General features: G+C 46.9%; 12 protein-coding genes and 8 tRNA genes. 6 read left to right on the top strand and 14 right to left on the bottom strand.

The annotated features are described in order from the left end of the window. Positions 1–686: 686 nt before the first annotated feature. Positions 687–2,102 carry an alanine/glycine:cation symporter family protein gene (locus KD147_RS13570; RefSeq protein WP_212548193.1) on the top strand — a complete coding sequence of 472 codons (1,416 nt, stop codon included), beginning with the start codon at positions 687–689 and terminating at the stop codon, positions 2,100–2,102. 28 nt (positions 2,103–2,130) lie between these two features. On the opposite strand, the gene KD147_RS13565 is transcribed toward KD147_RS13570, so the two are convergent. Then, positions 2,131–3,744: a Na/Pi cotransporter family protein gene (locus KD147_RS13565; RefSeq protein WP_212548192.1), complete on the bottom strand. Its 1,614-nt coding sequence runs from the start codon at positions 3,742–3,744 to the stop codon at positions 2,131–2,133. 153 nt (positions 3,745–3,897) lie between these two features. On the opposite strand from KD147_RS13565, the gene KD147_RS13560 reads away from it, so the two are divergent. Together KD147_RS13560 and KD147_RS13555 are read left to right on the top strand one after the other, a co-directional pair. Then, complete coding sequence (locus tag KD147_RS13560; protein WP_249319277.1) at positions 3,898–5,199, top strand: NfeD family protein; 1,302 nt, start codon at positions 3,898–3,900, stop codon at positions 5,197–5,199. A gap of 3 nt (positions 5,200–5,202) precedes the next feature. Continuing rightward, positions 5,203–5,979, top strand: coding sequence for a slipin family protein (locus KD147_RS13555; protein ID WP_212548190.1), 777 nt, complete (start codon positions 5,203–5,205; stop codon positions 5,977–5,979). Position 5,980: 1 nt separating this feature from the next. Here the strand turns inward: KD147_RS13555 and KD147_RS13550 are convergent. Together KD147_RS13550 and KD147_RS13545 are read right to left on the bottom strand one after the other, a co-directional pair. Continuing rightward, a tRNA-Cys gene (locus KD147_RS13550) sits at positions 5,981–6,054 on the bottom strand. 36 nt (positions 6,055–6,090) lie between these two features. After that, positions 6,091–6,166 (bottom strand) — tRNA-Gly (locus tag KD147_RS13545). Between the two features lie 581 nt (positions 6,167–6,747). Between KD147_RS13545 and KD147_RS13540 the strand changes: the two genes are divergently transcribed. Continuing rightward, complete coding sequence (locus KD147_RS13540) at positions 6,748–8,034, top strand: hypothetical protein (RefSeq protein WP_212548189.1); 1,287 nt, start codon at positions 6,748–6,750, stop codon at positions 8,032–8,034. A 73-nt stretch (positions 8,035–8,107) separates the two neighbouring features. Here the strand turns inward: KD147_RS13540 and KD147_RS13535 are convergent, their stop codons facing one another. The 11 genes from KD147_RS13535 to KD147_RS13485 all read right to left on the bottom strand — a co-directional run bounded on the left by KD147_RS13535 (position 8,108) and on the right by KD147_RS13485 (position 16,236). Further along, positions 8,108–9,916 carry an Ig-like domain-containing protein gene (locus KD147_RS13535; RefSeq protein WP_212548188.1) on the bottom strand — a complete coding sequence of 603 codons (1,809 nt, stop codon included), beginning with the start codon at positions 9,914–9,916 and terminating at the stop codon, positions 8,108–8,110. Between the two features lie 1,117 nt (positions 9,917–11,033). Next, positions 11,034–11,109: transfer RNA gene (locus KD147_RS13530), tRNA-Gly, on the bottom strand. 52 nt (positions 11,110–11,161) lie between these two features. Further along, positions 11,162–11,248: transfer RNA gene (locus KD147_RS13525), tRNA-Leu, on the bottom strand. A 42-nt stretch (positions 11,249–11,290) separates the two neighbouring features. Then, a tRNA-Gly gene (locus KD147_RS13520) sits at positions 11,291–11,366 on the bottom strand. A 105-nt stretch (positions 11,367–11,471) separates the two neighbouring features. Then, positions 11,472–11,558 (bottom strand) — tRNA-Leu (locus KD147_RS13515). 36 nt (positions 11,559–11,594) lie between these two features. Beyond that, positions 11,595–11,668: transfer RNA gene (locus KD147_RS13510), tRNA-Cys, on the bottom strand. A 9-nt stretch (positions 11,669–11,677) separates the two neighbouring features. After that, positions 11,678–11,753, bottom strand: a tRNA-Gly gene (locus KD147_RS13505). A 179-nt stretch (positions 11,754–11,932) separates the two neighbouring features. Beyond that, positions 11,933–12,484, bottom strand: coding sequence for a CDP-diacylglycerol--glycerol-3-phosphate 3-phosphatidyltransferase (gene pgsA / locus KD147_RS13500; protein WP_105190698.1), 552 nt, complete (start codon positions 12,482–12,484; stop codon positions 11,933–11,935). Positions 12,485–12,535: 51 nt separating this feature from the next. After that, complete coding sequence (gene uvrC / locus KD147_RS13495; protein WP_212548187.1) at positions 12,536–14,356, bottom strand: excinuclease ABC subunit UvrC; 1,821 nt, start codon at positions 14,354–14,356, stop codon at positions 12,536–12,538. Positions 14,357–14,365: 9 nt separating this feature from the next. Next, complete coding sequence (gene uvrY, locus KD147_RS13490; protein WP_212548186.1) at positions 14,366–15,016, bottom strand: UvrY/SirA/GacA family response regulator transcription factor; 651 nt, start codon at positions 15,014–15,016, stop codon at positions 14,366–14,368. Between the two features lie 68 nt (positions 15,017–15,084). After that, entirely contained in the window at positions 15,085–16,236 is a 1,152-nt protein-coding gene (locus KD147_RS13485; RefSeq protein WP_212548185.1) for a dicarboxylate/amino acid:cation symporter, read from the bottom strand. 407 nt (positions 16,237–16,643) lie between these two features. Here KD147_RS13485 and cysK point away from each other — a divergent pair, with 407 nt between their 5' ends. Both cysK and KD147_RS13475 read left to right on the top strand, forming a co-directional pair. Further along, on the top strand, positions 16,644–17,612 hold the full coding sequence (gene cysK / locus KD147_RS13480) for a cysteine synthase A (protein WP_105254798.1): 969 nt from the start codon (positions 16,644–16,646) through the stop codon (positions 17,610–17,612). A gap of 115 nt (positions 17,613–17,727) precedes the next feature. Beyond that, the gene (locus KD147_RS13475) at positions 17,728–18,159 is read left to right on the top strand and encodes a hypothetical protein (protein WP_212548184.1); all 432 of its coding nucleotides are present in this window, start codon (positions 17,728–17,730) and stop codon (positions 18,157–18,159) included. Positions 18,160–18,168 lie beyond the last annotated feature (9 nt).

The raw sequence follows: 18,168 nt of genomic DNA, 5'->3' as shown, positions 1-18,168 counted from the left end.
AGGCCTGCCGCCAGCGTTCAATCTGAGCCATGATCAAACTCTTCAATTAAAAGTTTTTTGAAACCGAAGTTTCGTGCTCAATGAATACTGTGATGATATCTTTCGATATCGAATTGACTGTGCTGAAACAAGTAAACTTGTTTCCGTTGGTCACTCACTTTCCATTTAAGGAAAAAACATTGAGACTCTAAATTTGCTTGCCTCATCTAGCGAACTAGAATTAGCTGTTAGAACTCAATCTGTACGAGTGCCCACACAGATGATTGCTTCATATTTTTAAAGAACGGCGCGACCGTTGTCGCTGCGGCTTTCACCGCGTTAGGGCTGCGCATTTTACGCTTTCCTAATTTGTTGTCAACACTTAATTTTGAGAAAGTTTAAAGTTTCTTAAAACTCAGTTTTACTTGACTCAACCTTCACTTCGTATCGCTTGTTTGTAAGCAGTCCTCCGTGTCGGTGGATGCGCATTATAGGGAGAAACGATTTCGACGCAACCCCTTTTTTAAAGAAAATAGTAAAAAGATTTCACCGCCCTATTTAGCTACACCCTACCCACCAGTTATTCACATTTTTCTGTGGATAACTACCCCAATTAGCTATCTTCTATACTAATGCACTAAAAGTTTGTTCAGCTATATGCTAGATTGCGCCTCAATTTTTATTACTCGTTCAAAGGTACACTTGTTATGACCGAAATCGCTAACACCATTAGCGGCCTTATTTGGGGGCATGTACTTATCTATTTGCTGATCGCGGCAGGTTTATTTTTCACTCTTCGTTTAGGCTTTATTCAATTTCGTGACTTTGGGCACTCTTTTAAAGTGATGTTTGCCAGTCGCGAGGGAGCGAAAGGTGGCATTTCGTCATTCCAGGCATTTTGTACTTCTTTGGCCGCTCGCGTTGGAACCGGCAATATGGCCGGGGTTGCCGTTGCACTATATCTAGGTGGCCCGGGCGCTATTTTTTGGATGTGGCTAATTGCTCTGATTGGTATGGCAACCAGTTTTGCCGAAAGCACATTAGCTCAGGCCTACAAAATACAAGATGAGGAAGGTAACTTCCGTGGCGGCCCAGCTTATTATATGGAACTCGGCTTGGGCAAGCGCTGGATGGGTGTATTATTTTCATTGTGCCTTATCCTCGCATTCGGCCTGGTCTTTAATGCCGTACAGGCTAACTCTATTGCTGCGGCGTTTAATGTCGCCTTTGATATTCCCAAATTCGCCGTTGGTATCGTCTTAGTGATTGGCTCAGGCTTTATCATCTTTGGCGGCCTTAAAACCATTGCCCGCTTTGCCGAAATCGTCGTGCCCTTTATGGCCATTGCCTATCTTCTGCTTGCTATATATATATGCGCTATTAACGCAGAGCAGCTACCCGGCGTATTTATGCTGATAATAGATCATGCCTTTGGCATCGAACAGGCCGGTGCTGGCGCAATTGGCTATGGTGTTATGCAGGCCATGATCCAAGGCATTAAGCGCGGCTTATTTTCTAATGAAGCCGGTATGGGTAGTGCTGCCAACGCCGCTGCCACCGCCACACCTAATCCACCACACCCGGCATCACAGGGTTATGTACAAATGCTAGGTGTGTTTATCGATACCATAGTGATCTGTAGTGCAACGGCAGCACTGATTTTATTATCCGGTCAGCTTGAACCTGACTCCGGCCTCACCGGCATCGCCTTAACTCAAGAAGCATTAGTAACCCACGTTGGTGAATGGGGCTCGACCTTTATCGCTATCGCTATCTTATTCTTTGCTTTCACCTCTATCGTTGCTAACTACTCCTATGCCGAGACCAACTTATTATTTCTGGAGCATAACCACCAAAAAGGTATGTTGATATTCCGCTTATTGGTGTTAGCCATGGTGATGTTTGGCTCGCTAGGAGAGATTAAGCTGGTTTGGACATTAGCCGATATTTCTATGGGTCTTATGGCTATCGTCAATGTCATCGCCCTGTTTATGCTTTCGGGTGTGGTAATTTGGCTGGCCAAGGACTATCGCCAACAGTTAAAAGCCGGTCGCGTACCCACCTTTAATCGCACCGCTCATAAGAAGCTGGATAAGGATTTACCCCCAGGAATGTGGGACTAATCATAAGAGGCCGCGTTTGCGGCCTCTTTTATTTAATTTCTTGCCACCGCTTTAGATGCAAACACACTCGCCGGATATGATAAACCATTTGTTGCAGGTGCCTGAACTCTTCTAAGTACTCCTCGGCCTCTGGCACCCTAAGATGACCGCCAGCAATATCATGCATGCGTTGTTTGCGTGCTGCTTCAAGTTGCCTGTCCACTTCTTCGCCTAATTGCTGCGCCTGCTGCCAAAGACGCAGATTGTCACCCTCGTTAATACTGTGCATCATTTCAGATAAAGTCTGCTCGGCCTTGATAAGAAGCTCGCTCAGGTGCCCGTCTTTCACTCCTGACTCATGCTGGGGCTCATACCAAGGGTCATCCCCCCAATCTTTACACCTCTCATGTAAGCGCTGCATGTGATCTAGGATATGGATCAGTTCCAGCAATTGATACCAGCTCGGTTTGTCTTTTTGCTGTAAATGGATCAAATCAACATAAACATGAGTTTCATCCAGTGCACTTTGTAGCTGAGGAAACGGAGGGGCCTCATCCTCGTCTCCCGATTTAATCCGAGTGCGAAGATAAAAGAGTAGATCATGAAATTGCCGACACACACTGGCATAGACCGTCTTTAATGCGAGGTCGACGTCGCGCAGTAAGGCATTATCCAAAGGCTCTGTGTACGACCACTCCCGCTCCGGAACTAGCGTGCTCATTAAACGTTCAAACTGATTGGTAAAGGGTAAAATCAAAAGCAACCCAAAGGTGTTAAAAAGGGTGTGAAAAGCCACCAAGGCCAACTGCGCCTGCGCTTCAACCGGTTGCCCAAAAAGCCATTGCCATATCTGCACAAAGGGCGTAAGCAGCAGTAGCGCCATGACTGCCGTTAAAAGATTATAAATAACGTGAGAAAGCCCGGTCCGCCGTGATGAAAGCGACCCGCCCAGGGTCGCCACCAAAGCGGTCACAGTGGTACCGACATCCATTCCTATCACTAAGGCCGCGGCTTGATGAAAGCTAATACTACCGGCATATAAGGCTGTGAGACTTGCCGCCACACCGGCACTTGAAGATTGGGTAACCACTGTAATGGCCGCACCGACGAGCAAGAGTTGTATTCTGCCAAACCAGGTATCAGGACCAAACGTTGCCGGTGTTAATACCTGTTCAAACCCGGACAGGCCACTTTGCATCATGCCTATGCCAACAAATATAACGGAAAATCCCGCTACCGCCATCGCCAGTGATGCCTGCTTTCTCTTTAAAAACAGCTTAGCGAACATCGCAAGAAGCAATAAAGGCAACATCAAACTGGTGAGTTTAAGCTTAAAGCCTATAAGTACCACTAACCAGCCGGTTATCGTCGTGCCCACATTCGCGCCGAAAATAATACCCAGGGCTTCTTTGAAGGTTAACAGCCCGGCGGAGACAAAACCGACGGCGGCCACCGTTGTAGCACTTGAAGACTGTAGAATAGCCGTGCTGCAAGCACCGGTGAGCGCGCCTGATGTTGGGCTACGTGTCAAGGCCATCAACGCATTGCGAATTCGCTGACCAGCTAGTTGATAGAGGGCATCGGTCATGATGGTCATGCCAAGTAAAAAAAGCCCCAGCCCGCCTAGCGCTTCGAGGAGATGGTAGGTCTCGATCATGGTCATTATTAGTCGACTCGATAAGATTTACTGAGTGCAACCTCAGTATTTCTTTGAATATTAGTTGTAAATAACGCGGTGCTCCAACTAGGGCTATACTTTGACTAAAGCATCAAGTTCAAATTGATCATGATACGACTCCTCGCCTTAGTATTGCTGTTGACAAGTTTTTATGGATTGGCACAAGAGCAAGCTGAGCAACAACCAACAAACATGGTCCCGGTAATTCGCATAGAGGGGGCTATTGGTCCCGCTGTGGCCGATTTTATTGTGCGCCAAATCGATCAGGCCAATGCCTTGTCACAACCATTGATTATGATCACCCTGGACACGCCTGGCGGGCTAAGCAGTAGTTTGCGGCAAATTAACCAGGCGGTGTTAACATCATCCGTTCCCGTAGCCTGCCTGGTATACCCTCAAGGCGCTCGCGCCGCCAGTGCGGGTACTTTCCTTTTGTACGCCTGTCATATTGCCGCCATGGCTCCGGCCACCACCCTAGGGGCCGCTACGCCGGTTAATATCGCTGCTCCAGGCCAAGGTCAACCTCAAGGTGAAGCCGAGCCCACGCCCAGTGCCATGGACAAGAAGATGCTCAATGATGCCATCGCCTATATTCGCTCCCTTGCGCAGCTACGCGGACGTAATCCCGAGTGGGCCGAGAAAGCGGTGCGCGACGCGGCCACCCTGACGGCAACCGAAGCCATGCAAAAAAATGTCATCACTCACCTCGCCGACTCTCCCAGTGAGCTGTTGGCGCAGCTAAAAGACTTCACCATAAAAAGCGGCGAGCAGCAGACTAAGCTGGCTTTAGAACAGGCCTACTTGAAGCCGGTTAAGCCGGATTGGCGCTTTGACTTTATTGCCACTATCACGGATCCAAACATTGCCTATATATTAATGCTGATTGGTGTCTACGGCCTTTTGCTCGAGTTTTACAGCCCGGGCATCGGCGTCGCCGGTGTCGTCGGCGCCATCAGCCTCATCGTCGCACTCTATGCCTTTCAAATGTTACCCCTAAGTTTCTCCGGCCTGGCGCTGATCGCGTTAGGCATTGCCTTAATGGTTGCCGAGTCGTTTGTGCCAAGTTTTGGCATATTTGGGTTAGGCGGCATTGTTGCTTTTGTTTTGGGTTCAATTTTCTTAATTGATACCCAAAGCCCCTACTTTCAGATTTCCATCCCTTTAATAGCCGGCGTCGCCTTCACCAGTGTCTTGGTGGTGATATTTTTACTTGGTTATTTATGGCGAAATCGAAATGTGGAAGTGGTTTTCGGTCAAGAAAGTATGGCTGGAAAAATAGCCATCGCCGAAAACGATTTTTGCGGCCAGGGTTTTGTGGATGTTGGCGGCGAGCGTTGGGCAGCGCACAGTGATAGCCCCATCAAACAGGGTGATCAGGTCACCATAGAATCAGTTCAAGGCTTAACATTGCATGTTTCGCCACCCCCAGCCAAGGAGTAAGTCATGGAAATCCTATTAACGAATAGTCAGATATTCTCGAGCACCATTGTACTCTTGCTCATTTTAATCATCCTCAGTGCATTTCGCATCTTGCGTGAGTACGAGCGCGGCGTGATATTTTTGCTCGGGCGTTTTTACAAGGTAAAAGGGCCTGGCCTCATTATCGTCATTCCCTTTATCCAACAAATAGTCCGCGTGGATTTACGTACCGTAGTAATGGATGTGCCCAGCCAGGATGTAATAAGCCGGGATAATGTCTCGGTACGCGTCAATGCGGTGATCTACTTTCGCGTTATCGATCCGCAAAAAGCCATTATTAATGTGGAAAACTTTCTCCAAGCCACCTCAGAGCTGGCACAAACAACCTTGCGCTCAGTGCTGGGCCAACATGAACTCGATGAAATGCTGGCAAATAGAGACATGCTAAACGTCGATATCCAAGAGATTTTAGATGCGCGTACCGATGGTTGGGGGATCAAGGTTGCCAATGTCGAAATTAAACACGTAGACCTTAACGAAACCATGATCCGGGCCATCGCCAAACAAGCAGAGGCCGAGCGCACACGTAGAGCGAAGGTGATTCACGCGTCTGGGGAAATGGAAGCCTCGGAAAAACTGGTTGAGGCGGCAGAAAAATTATCAAAAGAGCCCAGTGCCATCTTACTAAGGTACTTACAGACCCTGACGGAAATTGCCGGCGAGAAAAATTCAACCATTGCCTTTCCATTACCCATGGAGTTATTAAAAGGGCTATTTGAAAGTAAAGAAGAGAAAAAGTAAATGGAGGCGGAACCCGGAGTCGAACCGAGGTAGACGGATTTGCAATCCGCTGCATGGCCACTCTGCCATTCCGCCCTCTTGAAATGATTGTAGCAGCAGAACTAAGGAAATTGGAGCGAGTAACGAGGTTCGAACTCGTGACCTCAACCTTGGCAAGGTTGCGCTCTACCAGCTGAGCTATACTCGCGTTCCATATTGAGAAAGCTTATCTGCCTTACTACTTATCTGCCTTACTAGATAAAGGTTGCGTCTTTACCTTCTTGCAGCTGAGCTATACTCGCGTTCCATAATGAGAAAAAATGTCCTTAACAATAAGAACAATCCCCACATTTTTACTGCCGTGTTCCCAAGAGCGTTTCCGTGAGAACGGGGCGTAGTCTAACGGATTAATGCGTCTGGTCAACAATAAATTATCACTTTTCTGTTTGAGTGATTAAGAAGTGTCCCAAGCTGTATCCGTGCTGGGGTGTAACACCAATGGACACAGTGTTACTTTCAGCCAACCTCCTTTATCTCCCATATTATTTACTACCTATTCATAGGGTTAGAAACAGTTAGCCCAGCGTAAACCTGGTGAAACTGTAACGTGCCAGCCACAGTTCAACCTAAACGCCCTGAATGAAAATAAAAAAAACCTTTAAATACAACAGGTTAACAAATGGCATGTTCTGTGCTCCTATACAGCCGGAGTTGAAGTTCCACTCATTAACGACAAACTAACACTGTGTATTGGCCAGCAGTATCGTGCCCATACTCAAAGGAGGTTTTATGAAAACCAATGTGAAATTCTGGTGGGGCACAAGCTGGTTTAGTTGTGTCACCATCACTATGAAAAATTTGTTTACTTTGTTCTTGGTTATAGGCTTGGCACTTAGTACACAAAATGCATTCGCTGATGACCCCGATCCCGGACCAGCATCCGATAACGGCGTCCAGCCTGTATATTTTCCAGATAATCCAACCTGTGCGGATTTGATGAGTGATATTCCAGGACTGCTGGAGTACCGGATCAATGAAGTCGGTGATGGTACGTTCGAAGCGGGCGATGGGGCGAGTGTGGATATTGAGACATTCTCAAACAAGACTTTTGACTGGGAATCGAGCGGTATGGTCGTCCACTCTATTTTCGTTAAAGGTGGTCCAGGAGGAAACCTCTATGAATACAACCCCGAGAGCGGTTCTATCACCACAGCAGACGGTAATTTGCACGCTCCTGAGAATCCAAAGAACGGTAATTACTATGGCTTAAGCCATATTTCGTTCTGCTATACACCGGGCGTACCGGAAATTACTATCACCAAAACTTGTACAGGCGGAGGGTTCAATGAGGCTGGTACCGCTCTAATATACAATTATGAATTAACTGTTGCAAACACAGGTACTTTACCTTTGTTTGATATTAAGGCAATTGATACCACTGCCGAAGATTTGAACGATGAAGACGAATTACATACTTACACCAAAGACGGCTTGCTGCCGGGTGAGACCGAGACATTTCCTGGATCCTTTGAAATTAATGTAAATAGCCCTACAAACGAAGCAGAGGTAACCGCCGCGATAGTAGATGGCGGAGAAGTTGCAGTTGAAGACATGACTAGTTTTATTTGCCCTCCTCAAGAAACTGCTGGTAAATTGTCACTTACCAAAGATTGTGATGTGCTCGTAGTGCTAAACGACTATGGAGATTATGGACTGCAGGTTAATTACAGTGGTGAAGTGTGTAATAAATCTGAAGTAGCCATTACAGGCGTTGTAGTACAAGATAACAAAGATTCAGATGCAGAATTTATAGGCGACCTGCCTCCTATGGGGCACCCCGATTCCTGCAAACCCTACTCAGGTAGCTATGTTCCTGTACCCGGAGAAGGTGAGTTAGGTGACGGTACACCTGGCTTTGAAGTGGGTGCCTTCACGGATATAGTAACCGCATCTGGTAGTACAGCGTTAGGTGATGACGTTACTGCAGATCCAGCAGACGCTTCATGTACCTTATGCCCTCAATGTGTAGACATGGAAATGTGCCCTACACCCGCATCGGCAATTGATCTTGAATAGGCAAAGTTAAATCGAGATACCAAAAAGCCTGACTCGTAAGAGCCAGGCTTTTTTTTAATTTTAAACGCTCTTACTACTTATTCTTACCTTTGCCAGGCCCGCCTTTATTACCACCATCCGACTGTAACTTTATAGACACATAGGCTGTTGAGCGGCTATTACCGTCGCTAATGGTATAGCTAAAGCTGTCAGTGTTTTTAAAACGTCGCCCTGGTGTATAGCGCAAGGTACCGTCTGACAACAGCTCTACACTGCCCTTATTAGGCTGAGTGATTGAAGTTACAGAAGCCGAGGCTTGTGCATCAACAATATCATTGGCCAATACATCGATAACGACGGATACCTTGGCACTTAAGGCTACCGTATCGTCAACGGCTACCACTTCCGGCGCTATCGTTTCATCGGCAACCACGGTATAGCGCACTGATGTTGCTGCGCTATAAGCGGAATCGCCACCGTGAGTTGCTTTAATTGACAACGAATAGTCTTTTGCTGTGGCCTCTTGCGCTGAAGTAACAGCGATAGTCACTTGCCCAGACGCACCCGGTGACAAAGTTACTTGCTCACTCGTTACCTGCCAACCAAAGGGTACCACTGTACTGATATCAAAGCTGGTGCTGGCACAATCGGTTGAGTCATTATTGGTAACACTCACCTGATATTGCACTTCTTGACCGGCTAAAACCGCACTACTCGTGATGGCCTGTGCCTTTATGCTCGGCGCGTTAATAGCACAACTGCCCTTGTCGCCACCGGAGCCAGAATCGGAACCATCAAGGGTCACCTTTACTTCGGCCTGAGTACCATTTGTACTAAGTAAGCTGATCGTTGTACCCGATAGCGGATCGGTAAAACTGTCACCCACTGGCATAGCAGGATCATGCCAGTCGTTTCGTCCGGCAACCTGGTAAAACTCTGAACCTGCTTTTAAGTGCAACAGATTACTGCTGCGCCCATCGCCTTCTAATGCCGTACGAACAATAATACCGGCAGTCACATCGTCCCGGTAAAATTGATATGAGCGCGCATCAAGGAAGTCGTCAAAGCCTACAGACTGACGGTATTCAATATAAAACCAGCTCTTTTTACCCGTTGCAGGGTCGACGCCACGAGGCACCTTGATGGTCACAGGCTCATTGCTCTGTGTTTCGTAATTTGTAATTGAATAAGTACCGCTTTGAGTCACTTCGATAGTTTTAGCGGCATGAGCACCCTCAAGCCACCCTAGTCTCTCTCTTTGGAAAGTATTGAAATAACCGATATCTGATCCCCCCATAGCATCATAGGAATCACCATACTCGCGCGTTGTACATTGTTCTGAAAGAGTCTTTTCGCCACAATCTAGACCACGTGAATGATATAACCCAAGGTTATGGCCCAACTCATGAGCCGTAGTCTTTGCAGAAAAATTACCGTTAATCCAAGCGCGTGACGGCGTCCCCTGCATGCTTCCCTGACCAGTACTACCGCAGCCAGTCTTAGTCATTAGGTAAACGATACGGTCATACTGCTCTAACTGAATACCAGAGGCGATCGCTTTCTGATCCGCGGCATCCTGAACTCCAGGATAATCGCATACCTGATTGGAAACAGGCAATGTATACCAGCCGACAACCTGACCTGAAAGCCAGGTTTGGCCAAAGGAATTTTCGCGATAGAAATCATCTACCGTGCCAAATACCATGTCGTTTGCTTCTGCAACAGTCAATGGTTGTTCATTTGGGTTTTCTTTGAAGTTAAGCAACATCACTAGGGTATTTTGTTGTCCTATTGCGTTTGCTGCTAATGCTGGCTGTACACTTTGAAGATATACGAACAGGACCAGTAAAAAAGATGAACTCTTCAACATCCCTGCTTTAGTTATTTTAAGTTTTGCTGTCATCGCTACACCTGAAATAATTTATGTAAATAATTAAAATCTCAAATAAAAAGCCAAGAGAGACTTCAAAAAACGGCAAAGGTAGTGATTTCAGGCAATAAAAACCCCTGGCTCATATAACGATGAACCAAAAATAGAATGCTTTTATTGAGCTGTTAAATCATCACCTGAATGAAAAAGGGCGGCATAATAGCAAGGAGAAAGGTCAAAATTCAACCAAATTACGGTGTAAAATTGAATAAACTTTCGCCAAGTAAAATTAAGCTTGCCACATCAATTACTTAAATTTAAGACTCAAATTCATATCGAAAACTTTTCTTCTAGTTATAAAGCGCACTCGCTTGAACAGCATGGTTGAAAAATAAAATAAAACAACCAAATCAAAAGGTTAACAACATATATTCGAGCATAAATATAATTAAGCAGAGAGTCGACGCCAGGCGCTAAAACACCTTTTTATCCCGTCGATGCTCATACTGTTTTTTAGTGTGATGGATAATAATGCAGCTAGATGAATGCGAAATGACTAATTTATGCTCAAAAAATAACCCCCTGACATAGAAGAAATTTAAATTGAAATAAAATGCGTCCTGTGCGGTTTTACCATACCATCAGTGTTAAGGAAAAAGCCGTTCGCCAGTGCCTAGAGTCACTCTGAATGCGCTCACCTAGACGCCTTTCAAAAAGGCCAGATACACTCTCAACTCCAAGACGACGTTCTGGCGTTAAGATAACCCACGGCTAGATATCGGCCGTGGCCAGAATAAAACAGGCAAGGGAAATAATGAAAACTAAGCCCGTCTGCAATATTTATCGGCATAGAGATAAATATACAACAAACTTTCTTAGCTTTGACCGTAATAAAAACAAATTACGCTAGATTAAAAACAGAGACAAAAACATCTATGAGTCAGATGATTACTAAACTTAGTTATCCAGATTGCTGATAAAATAAATAAAGGAAAGCTGGTATAACGTAAAACTAGCGCAATGGAAATTTAGTCACGCGGACAATATGAGGGTTTAGTTTATTTAGGATAAGCGTAGTCGATTCGACATATTTAGCATGACGTTTTTGATTGTATTATTACTGCAAGGTTTTGCTATGAAGAGGGGAAATTGGAGCGAGTAACGAGGTTCGAACTCGTGACCTCAACCTTGGCAAGGTTGCGCTCTACCAGCTGAGCTATACTCGCGTTCCAAATGAGGTTACCCTCACTATTCCTAATTTGACTTAAAACAGCCAAATGGTGCCCGGGGCCGGACTTGAACCGGCACGCTGTTACCAGCGAGGGATTTTAAATCCCTTGTGTCTACCAATTCCACCACCCGGGCGGATGGTCGACTCAAGAGCCATACATACGAAGCGGAGGAAATTGGAGCGAGTAACGAGGTTCGAACTCGTGACCTCAACCTTGGCAAGGTTGCGCTCTACCAGCTGAGCTATACTCGCGTTCCATAGTGAGAATAATCTAACCGCTAGAAGTTTCAGGTTACGCCTTTACCTTCATGCAGTTGAGCTATACTCGCAAAATCCGAAAACACAATAGTGTTAAAATGGTGCCCGGGGCCGGACTTGAACCGGCACGCTGTTACCAGCGAGGGATTTTAAATCCCTTGTGTCTACCAATTCCACCACCCGGGCATCGGGTTGCTTGCGCATGTGGAAATGTTGAGAAAATGGAGGCGGAACCCGGAGTCGAACCGAGGTGGACGGATTTGCAATCCGCTGCATGGCCACTCTGCCATTCCGCCATCAAAGTTTGGAGCGAGTAACGAGGTTCGAACTCGTGACCTCAACCTTGGCAAGGTTGCGCTCTACCAGCTGAGCTATACTCGCATCCTACGATGAGAAACTCTCACCTAACAAGAAGCTTGGCTTCTTGCTTCACTTTGATTGGGCTAGCGCCCTCTCAACACCGACGCATTCTACAGAGATTATTAAACGCGTCAATACAAAAAATGTCAGTTTTGAATCGTTTGCTTAAAATTTATCTAAAACGGTGTGTAATTATACATTTAGCCGTTATTGGCCAGTAAACTGTGACGTGCGGCCAGCAAATATTGCACCATGGAACCAAAGGTCAATAAGGTGGCAATATATAACAACACATAGCTTAAACTCACCATCCAGGGCTGGAACTGCCAAATCAAGCCGATAATGGCCAACATCTGCGCCGCAGTTTTAATTTTTCCCAACTGGGAAACCGCAACTTGACCGCGCTTACCCTGCTCGGCCATCCACTCACGTAATGCGGAAATAACGATCTCCCGGGAAATAATAATAATCGCCGGTACCGTCATCCAGGCACTTTGATAATAGCTAACCAAAACCACAAGGGCAGCACTGACCATAACCTTATCGGCCACAGGATCAAGAAACGCGCCAAAGGGTGTAGACTGATTTAAACGTCGCGCCAGATACCCATCGAGTATATCCGTGATCGAGGCTAACCAAAATACAAATGCCGCTGCAAAAAACGCCCACTGGTAAGGTAAATAAAAAATAACTAAAAAAATCGGAATAAGGCACAACCTGAAGGTTGTTAACGTATTGGGAATGTTCCACATAACTACTAGGCGTTCTTAGCGTCTTCTTTTTATTAATATTCGCACGAAGGGCTATGCCTTGTCATGCAAATGGTTAAATATCTTTTCAGCCATGGCTTGGCTGATACCTGGAGCCTGGCTCAATTGCTCCCTTGTTGCATTCTTAACACCCTGCATTCCTCCTAGGTATTTGAGCAGCGCCTGGCGCCGCTTTTGGCCAACACCACTAATTTCTTCCAGCACAGAACGGTTACGCTGCTTCTGTCGCTTATTACGATGCCCGGCGATGGCAAAGCGGTGGGATTCATCCCTTATATGCTGGATCAGGTGTAATGCCGGCGAATCGCTACTTAAATTCACGGTTTTACGCCCCGCATCGATTAATAAGGTTTCCAGACCGGGTTTACGACTGGTGCCTTTGGCCACCCCCACAAGCAGCGGCTCTTTATCAAACGGCCAATCACTAAAAAATTCAACCGCTTGATTTAGCTGCCCTTTACCGCCATCAATAAAAATTACGTCGGGGATTTTAGTTTCATCCACCAGTTTGGAATAGCGTTTTTTCAAGGCAAAGGCCATGGCCGCATAATCGTCGCCGGGGGTTATACCGGTCACGTTAAAACGTCGATATTGCGACTTGTTTGGTCCTTGTGCGTCAAAGACGACACACGAAGCCACCGTGTTCTCGCCCATGGTATGGCTGATGTCGAAACATTCCATACGGGTTATATCATCGAGGTTCAGGGCATCTTTTAACAGCGCATAACGCTTGTTAATAGAATCCTGGGTGCTTTGCTTCACCTCCAGGCTGCTGCGGGCATTTTTATTGGCCAACTGCAGGTATTGGGCGCGCTCCCCTCTTTGCACCGTCACCAGCTTAACGTTAGACGATTTAAGCTCACTCATGGCCGCGGCCAGCTCATTTTGCTCGCTTATGGCAAAGGGTAAGATCAGCTCCTTAGCGATGCGGCCACTGGCTCCTGGGGTACAGTAATACTGGGCAATAAAAGAGGTTAGGATTTCATCGTCGCAGCTGTCTTTAGGCACCTTGGGATACAGGGTTTTGCTGCCCAATACCTTGTGATCGCGCACCATAAGGATATGAATAGCTATCAGGCCATTATGAGAATAATAGCCGATGGCATCGAGCTCGGCGTGCTTTCCGGAGACCGATTGTTGCTCTTGCACCTTACGCAATAGCTGGATTTGGTCGCGGTACTTGGCCGCCTTTTCAAAAGCCAAGTTCTCGCTGGCCTGCTCCATTTTCGCCACCAACTCGGCGATCACCTCTTGGGATTTACCGCCTAAAAACTTACGTACGAAGTTTACCTGGGCGTCGTAATCTTCATCACTGACTTTGCCAACACAGGGGGCACTGCAGCGCTTTAGTTGATACTGTAAACAAGGCCGACTGCGGGCCTTATAGTAACTATCTTCACATTGGCGCACCGGAAACAACTTTTGCATTAACCTGAGGCTGTCCGATACCGCACTGCTGCTGGGAAAAGGACCAAAATATTCGCCCTTTATTTTTTGGGCACCGCGATGGAATGCCAAACGCGGGTGCTGGTGCTTAGTTAAGAGAATATAAGGGTAAGACTTGTCGTCACGCAGCAGAATGTTATAACGCGGCTGATATTTCTTTATCAGGTTATTTTCGAGCAGCAAGGCCTCGGTTTCGGTATTGGTAAGGGTGACCTGAATATCGCAGATATTGCGCACCAAGACTTGCGTTTTGGTGTCTAGACCGGTTTTACGAAAATAACTGGAAAGGCGCTTTTTTAGGTTTTTCGCTTTACCGACGTATATCACTTGCTCTTCTTTGTCGAGCATTCGGTATACGCCGGGTTCTTCAGAGACCGTTTTAAGAAACTGGTCAGCAGCAAAGGTCATAGGGTTTGATCAGTGATCGCTGTCGATATCGATCATTTTATGGCGAATAGCCAAGTGTGTCAGCTCTACATCACCATTTACCGCGAGTTTTTCGAAAATACGATAACGGTAACTGTTGACGGTTTTAGAGCTCAAATTTAAGCGCTCGGCAATGCTTTGCGCCTTATCTCCCTTAGTGATCATCAGCATAATTTGCAGCTCACGATCTGACAGGGTTTGGAACGGGTTCTCATCGGTGCGACCGCTAAACTGTGCCAAGGCTATCTGCTGGGCAATTTCCGGGGCAATATAACGTTGTCCCGAGTTTACGGCACGGATCGCATTGATAACCTCTTCCGGGCCGGCGCCCTTGGTTAGGTAACCATGAGCACCAATTTGCATCACTTTGCTTGGGAAAGGGTCTTCACAGTGCACGGTCAATACGATGACCTTCACATCGGGGCAATACCGGCAAATTTTCTTGGTCGCTTCCAAGCCACCAATACCCGGCATATTCATATCCATTAAGACAATATCAGGCTCATTCTGACGGCAAAACTGCACCGCTTCTTCGCCGGTCTTGGCTTCGCCTATTACCTTAAAGCCACGAACATCATCAAGAATACGTCTAATGCCAGTACGTACCAGTTCATGATCATCTACTAGTAACACATCAATCAACGGGATTACCCTCTTTAGCTACGCTCAAGCGACTCCTTGTTGCCCGAGCGTCCCTGTAAACACCTTACTCAAGCCTCTGTTTTAACAGAAAAACGGTCGACCCACAATGCTATGATGCCATCGCCGGTTACATTACAGGCGGTGCCAAAACTGTCTTGAGCTAAATACAGGGCAATCATAAGCGCAATCGCCGCATCATTAAAGCCCAACATGCTCGTTAGCAGACCCAATGCCGACATTACAGCACCACCTGGTGCACCTGGCGCTGCAATCATCACGATACCAAGCATAAAGACAAAGGGCAGCATATCGGTTAACCCGCCCACGCTCATACCCGGCGACAACGCCATCACCGCCATGGCACAGGTTACTATGGTGATGGTCGAGCCTGAAAGGTGGATGGTGGCACACAGAGGCACACTGAAGTTGGCTATATTTTCTTTCACGCCATTGTTTTTACTTGCCTGTAGCGACACTGGGATGGTGGCTGCACTGGACATGGTACCTAAGGCGGTTAAATACGCTGGCAACATGTTCTTAATGAGTTCTAGCGGCGAGCGGCCAAGCAGAATGCCGGTACCCACATACAGCACGGTTAACCATAACCAGTGCATGATCAAGGCAATGGCCAACACCACGGCAAAGGTTTGCAAGGTCGAGGCCACGGTACCGGCTACCGTCATATCGGCAAAGACACCGGCAATATAAAAGGGCAATGCCGGAATAATTACTCGGGCCAGCAGCGCATCAATCACTTCACGTCCCTGGTCAACAACCGTTTGCAGCTCACGTAACTGACGTTGGCTGATGGCAATACCAAAGGTGAACGCGGTGGCCAATGCCGTCATCACGCCCAACAAGGGCGGAATTTTAATGTCGATAAAGCTTTTTAGGGCGCTCTCTTCTGAGCCAGAAAAATTAATGCTGCCACTTAGGTGCGGCGCTGCCCAGATCATCACCAGGGTTGCCAAGGTACCGGCAATCACCGTTGAACCGTAAGCAAACCCCACGGTTTTACCTAGCAAATGGTTTGCTCCACGGGGAAGTCCGGCAATACCCGAGCAGATATAGAAGAGGATAATCAAAGGAATGGTAAAACCAATCAGCTCGCCGATCAGGGTTTTAAGCGTATACAACACCCGTGCAACCGCCTCTGGTGCGAAGGCACCAATAATAATCCCCAAAAGGATACCGGCTATTAATTTAACAATAAGCTTCATAACATTAGAATCTAATTTAACAATGCCAATGTTTTACCATCTTTTAACACTTATGTACGCATAAATCGGTTCAATTACTCTTTAGGTGGGTAAGAATTAGACAAATTCGTACCTGTTATCCTTGGCTGGAAAGGCAGGCCCGTATACTTAAGCCCTCAAATACCTCACAAGTGCCACCGCAAGCCACTGGCGAAACCCCAACCCATGCGCCAGAATTAAATTGCTCAATCCCGTTAGGGTTAAGCAAAGAGCACAATAACATCAGATATATAAAGCGTCATTTTTATACCCTGCTGTTATAACCGATTGGCTATATGATATAGCTAATCTTTCCTTTAGTTTTGCGCTTCAAAGAGTAAAGTGAAGGCATTACCGAATAGACGGTCACATTTAGCTAGGTACTGAATATGTCAAAGATTTATGAAGATAATTCGCTTTCAATTGGAAACACCCCGTTAGTAAAACTTAACCGCGTCACCTCAGGCAACGTCTACGCCAAAATCGAAGCGCGTAACCCCAGCTTTAGTGTTAAATGCCGTATCGGTGCGTCCATGATTTGGGAAGCCGAAAAATCGGGCGAACTAACCAAAGACAAAGAACTGATTGAGCCTACCTCGGGTAACACGGGCATCGCCCTGGCCTTCGTTGCCGCTTCTCGTGGCTATAAGCTGACTCTCACCATGCCTAACACCATGAGTTTAGAGCGTCGCAAGCTGCTTAAAGCACTCGGTGCGAACCTGGTATTAACCGATGGCGCTAAAGGCATGAAAGGTGCTATCGAAAAAGCCAAAGAAATTCGCGATAGCGATCCTGCGAAATATATTTTATTGCAACAGTTCGACAACCCAGCGAACCCAAAAATCCATTTCGAAACCACAGGCCCAGAAATCTACGATGCCCTTGATGGCAAAATCGACTTCTTTGTCGCTGGTGTGGGTACCGGTGGTACCATCACGGGTGTGAGCCGCTATTTGAAGCAGGAAAAAGGCTTGGATGTGAAGTCTATCGCCGTTGAACCAAGCGACTCACCGGTGATCAGCCAAACCATGGCCGGTGAAGAGCTTAAACCTGGCCCCCATAAAATTCAGGGGATCGGTGCCGGCTTTATTCCAGGAAACCTGGATTTAGAATTGATCGATGGCGTTGAACAAGTGAGCAATGAAGACTCCATGGATATGGCCCATGAGCTGATGAAGCGCGAAGGTATTCTTGCCGGCATTTCATCAGGCGCCGCCGTAGTGGCCGCCAAGCGCATTGCCGAGCGCCCGGAAAACGCAGGTAAAAACATTGTGGTGATTTTACCTAGCTCCGCTGAGCGTTATCTATCCAGTGCTCTGTTTGCCGATGAGTTTAGCGACCAGGAATTGGTACAGTAACGTAAGTTCTGGTTCTTTATTCGTAATTAAAAGGCGCTTAGGCGCCTTTTTCTTTACTTATTTGCCCCCGCACTTCACACTTTCGTTTAGTTTTTAGCAATCTTACCTACTGTGTATGAAGCGCCTTATACTCTCCTCGTTACTGGTACTTTTAAGTGCTTGCGGTCAAGAAGACCAGATAAGCGGTGACCCTAACTCCCCAGGTTATGTGGCCAGCCAATATTTTTTCGCCCTCTATAATCACGACAGTTTAGAGCGCGCCAGCGAGCATGCCTCACCCAAACTCACCCGCATCATGTACGCCTATGGCAGCGCTGAGCAGTTCACCCGCAGCGTGTTGAATATGCAATTCGACCATGTCGCCATCGAGCTTGACCGCACGGAAATGAACGTGCGCGAGCAATACGGAGATCATGCCACCATTAACCTGGTCTTCACCGGCGATTTTCAGGGCAAACAGGTCGATGATATGCGCAGCGTTAAGTTAAGCAGAGAGGGATTGTCCTGGGTGGTGACGGAAGTTATCCCAGATCCCTATGGGCGTTAAGCCGACAAG

This window comes from Pseudoalteromonas sp. BDTF-M6 (genome assembly GCF_018334135.1).
GTDB lineage: Bacteria > Pseudomonadota > Gammaproteobacteria > Enterobacterales > Alteromonadaceae > Pseudoalteromonas.
The sequence above is the reverse complement of the archived record's forward strand: the minus strand, read 5'-3'. Positions and strand labels throughout refer to the sequence as shown.

Bases quoted from the DNA above. Each gene is read 5' to 3' on its own strand.
- KD147_RS13570 (WP_212548193.1), top strand. From the start codon at position 687: ATGACCGAAATCGCTAACACCATTAGCGGCCTTATTTGGGGGCATGTA.
- KD147_RS13565 (WP_212548192.1), bottom strand. From the start codon at position 3,744: ATGACCATGATCGAGACCTACCATCTCCTCGAAGCGCTAGGCGGGCTG.
- KD147_RS13555 (WP_212548190.1), top strand. From the start codon at position 5,203: ATGGAAATCCTATTAACGAATAGTCAGATATTCTCGAGCACCATTGTA.
- KD147_RS13540 (WP_212548189.1), top strand. From the start codon at position 6,748: ATGAAAACCAATGTGAAATTCTGGTGGGGCACAAGCTGGTTTAGTTGT.
- KD147_RS13535 (WP_212548188.1), bottom strand. From the start codon at position 9,916: ATGACAGCAAAACTTAAAATAACTAAAGCAGGGATGTTGAAGAGTTCA.
- pgsA (WP_105190698.1), bottom strand. From the start codon at position 12,484: ATGTGGAACATTCCCAATACGTTAACAACCTTCAGGTTGTGCCTTATT.
- uvrC (WP_212548187.1), bottom strand. From the start codon at position 14,356: ATGACCTTTGCTGCTGACCAGTTTCTTAAAACGGTCTCTGAAGAACCC.
- KD147_RS13485 (WP_212548185.1), bottom strand. From the start codon at position 16,236: ATGAAGCTTATTGTTAAATTAATAGCCGGTATCCTTTTGGGGATTATT.
- cysK (WP_105254798.1), top strand. From the start codon at position 16,644: ATGTCAAAGATTTATGAAGATAATTCGCTTTCAATTGGAAACACCCCG.
- KD147_RS13475 (WP_212548184.1), top strand. From the start codon at position 17,728: ATGAAGCGCCTTATACTCTCCTCGTTACTGGTACTTTTAAGTGCTTGC.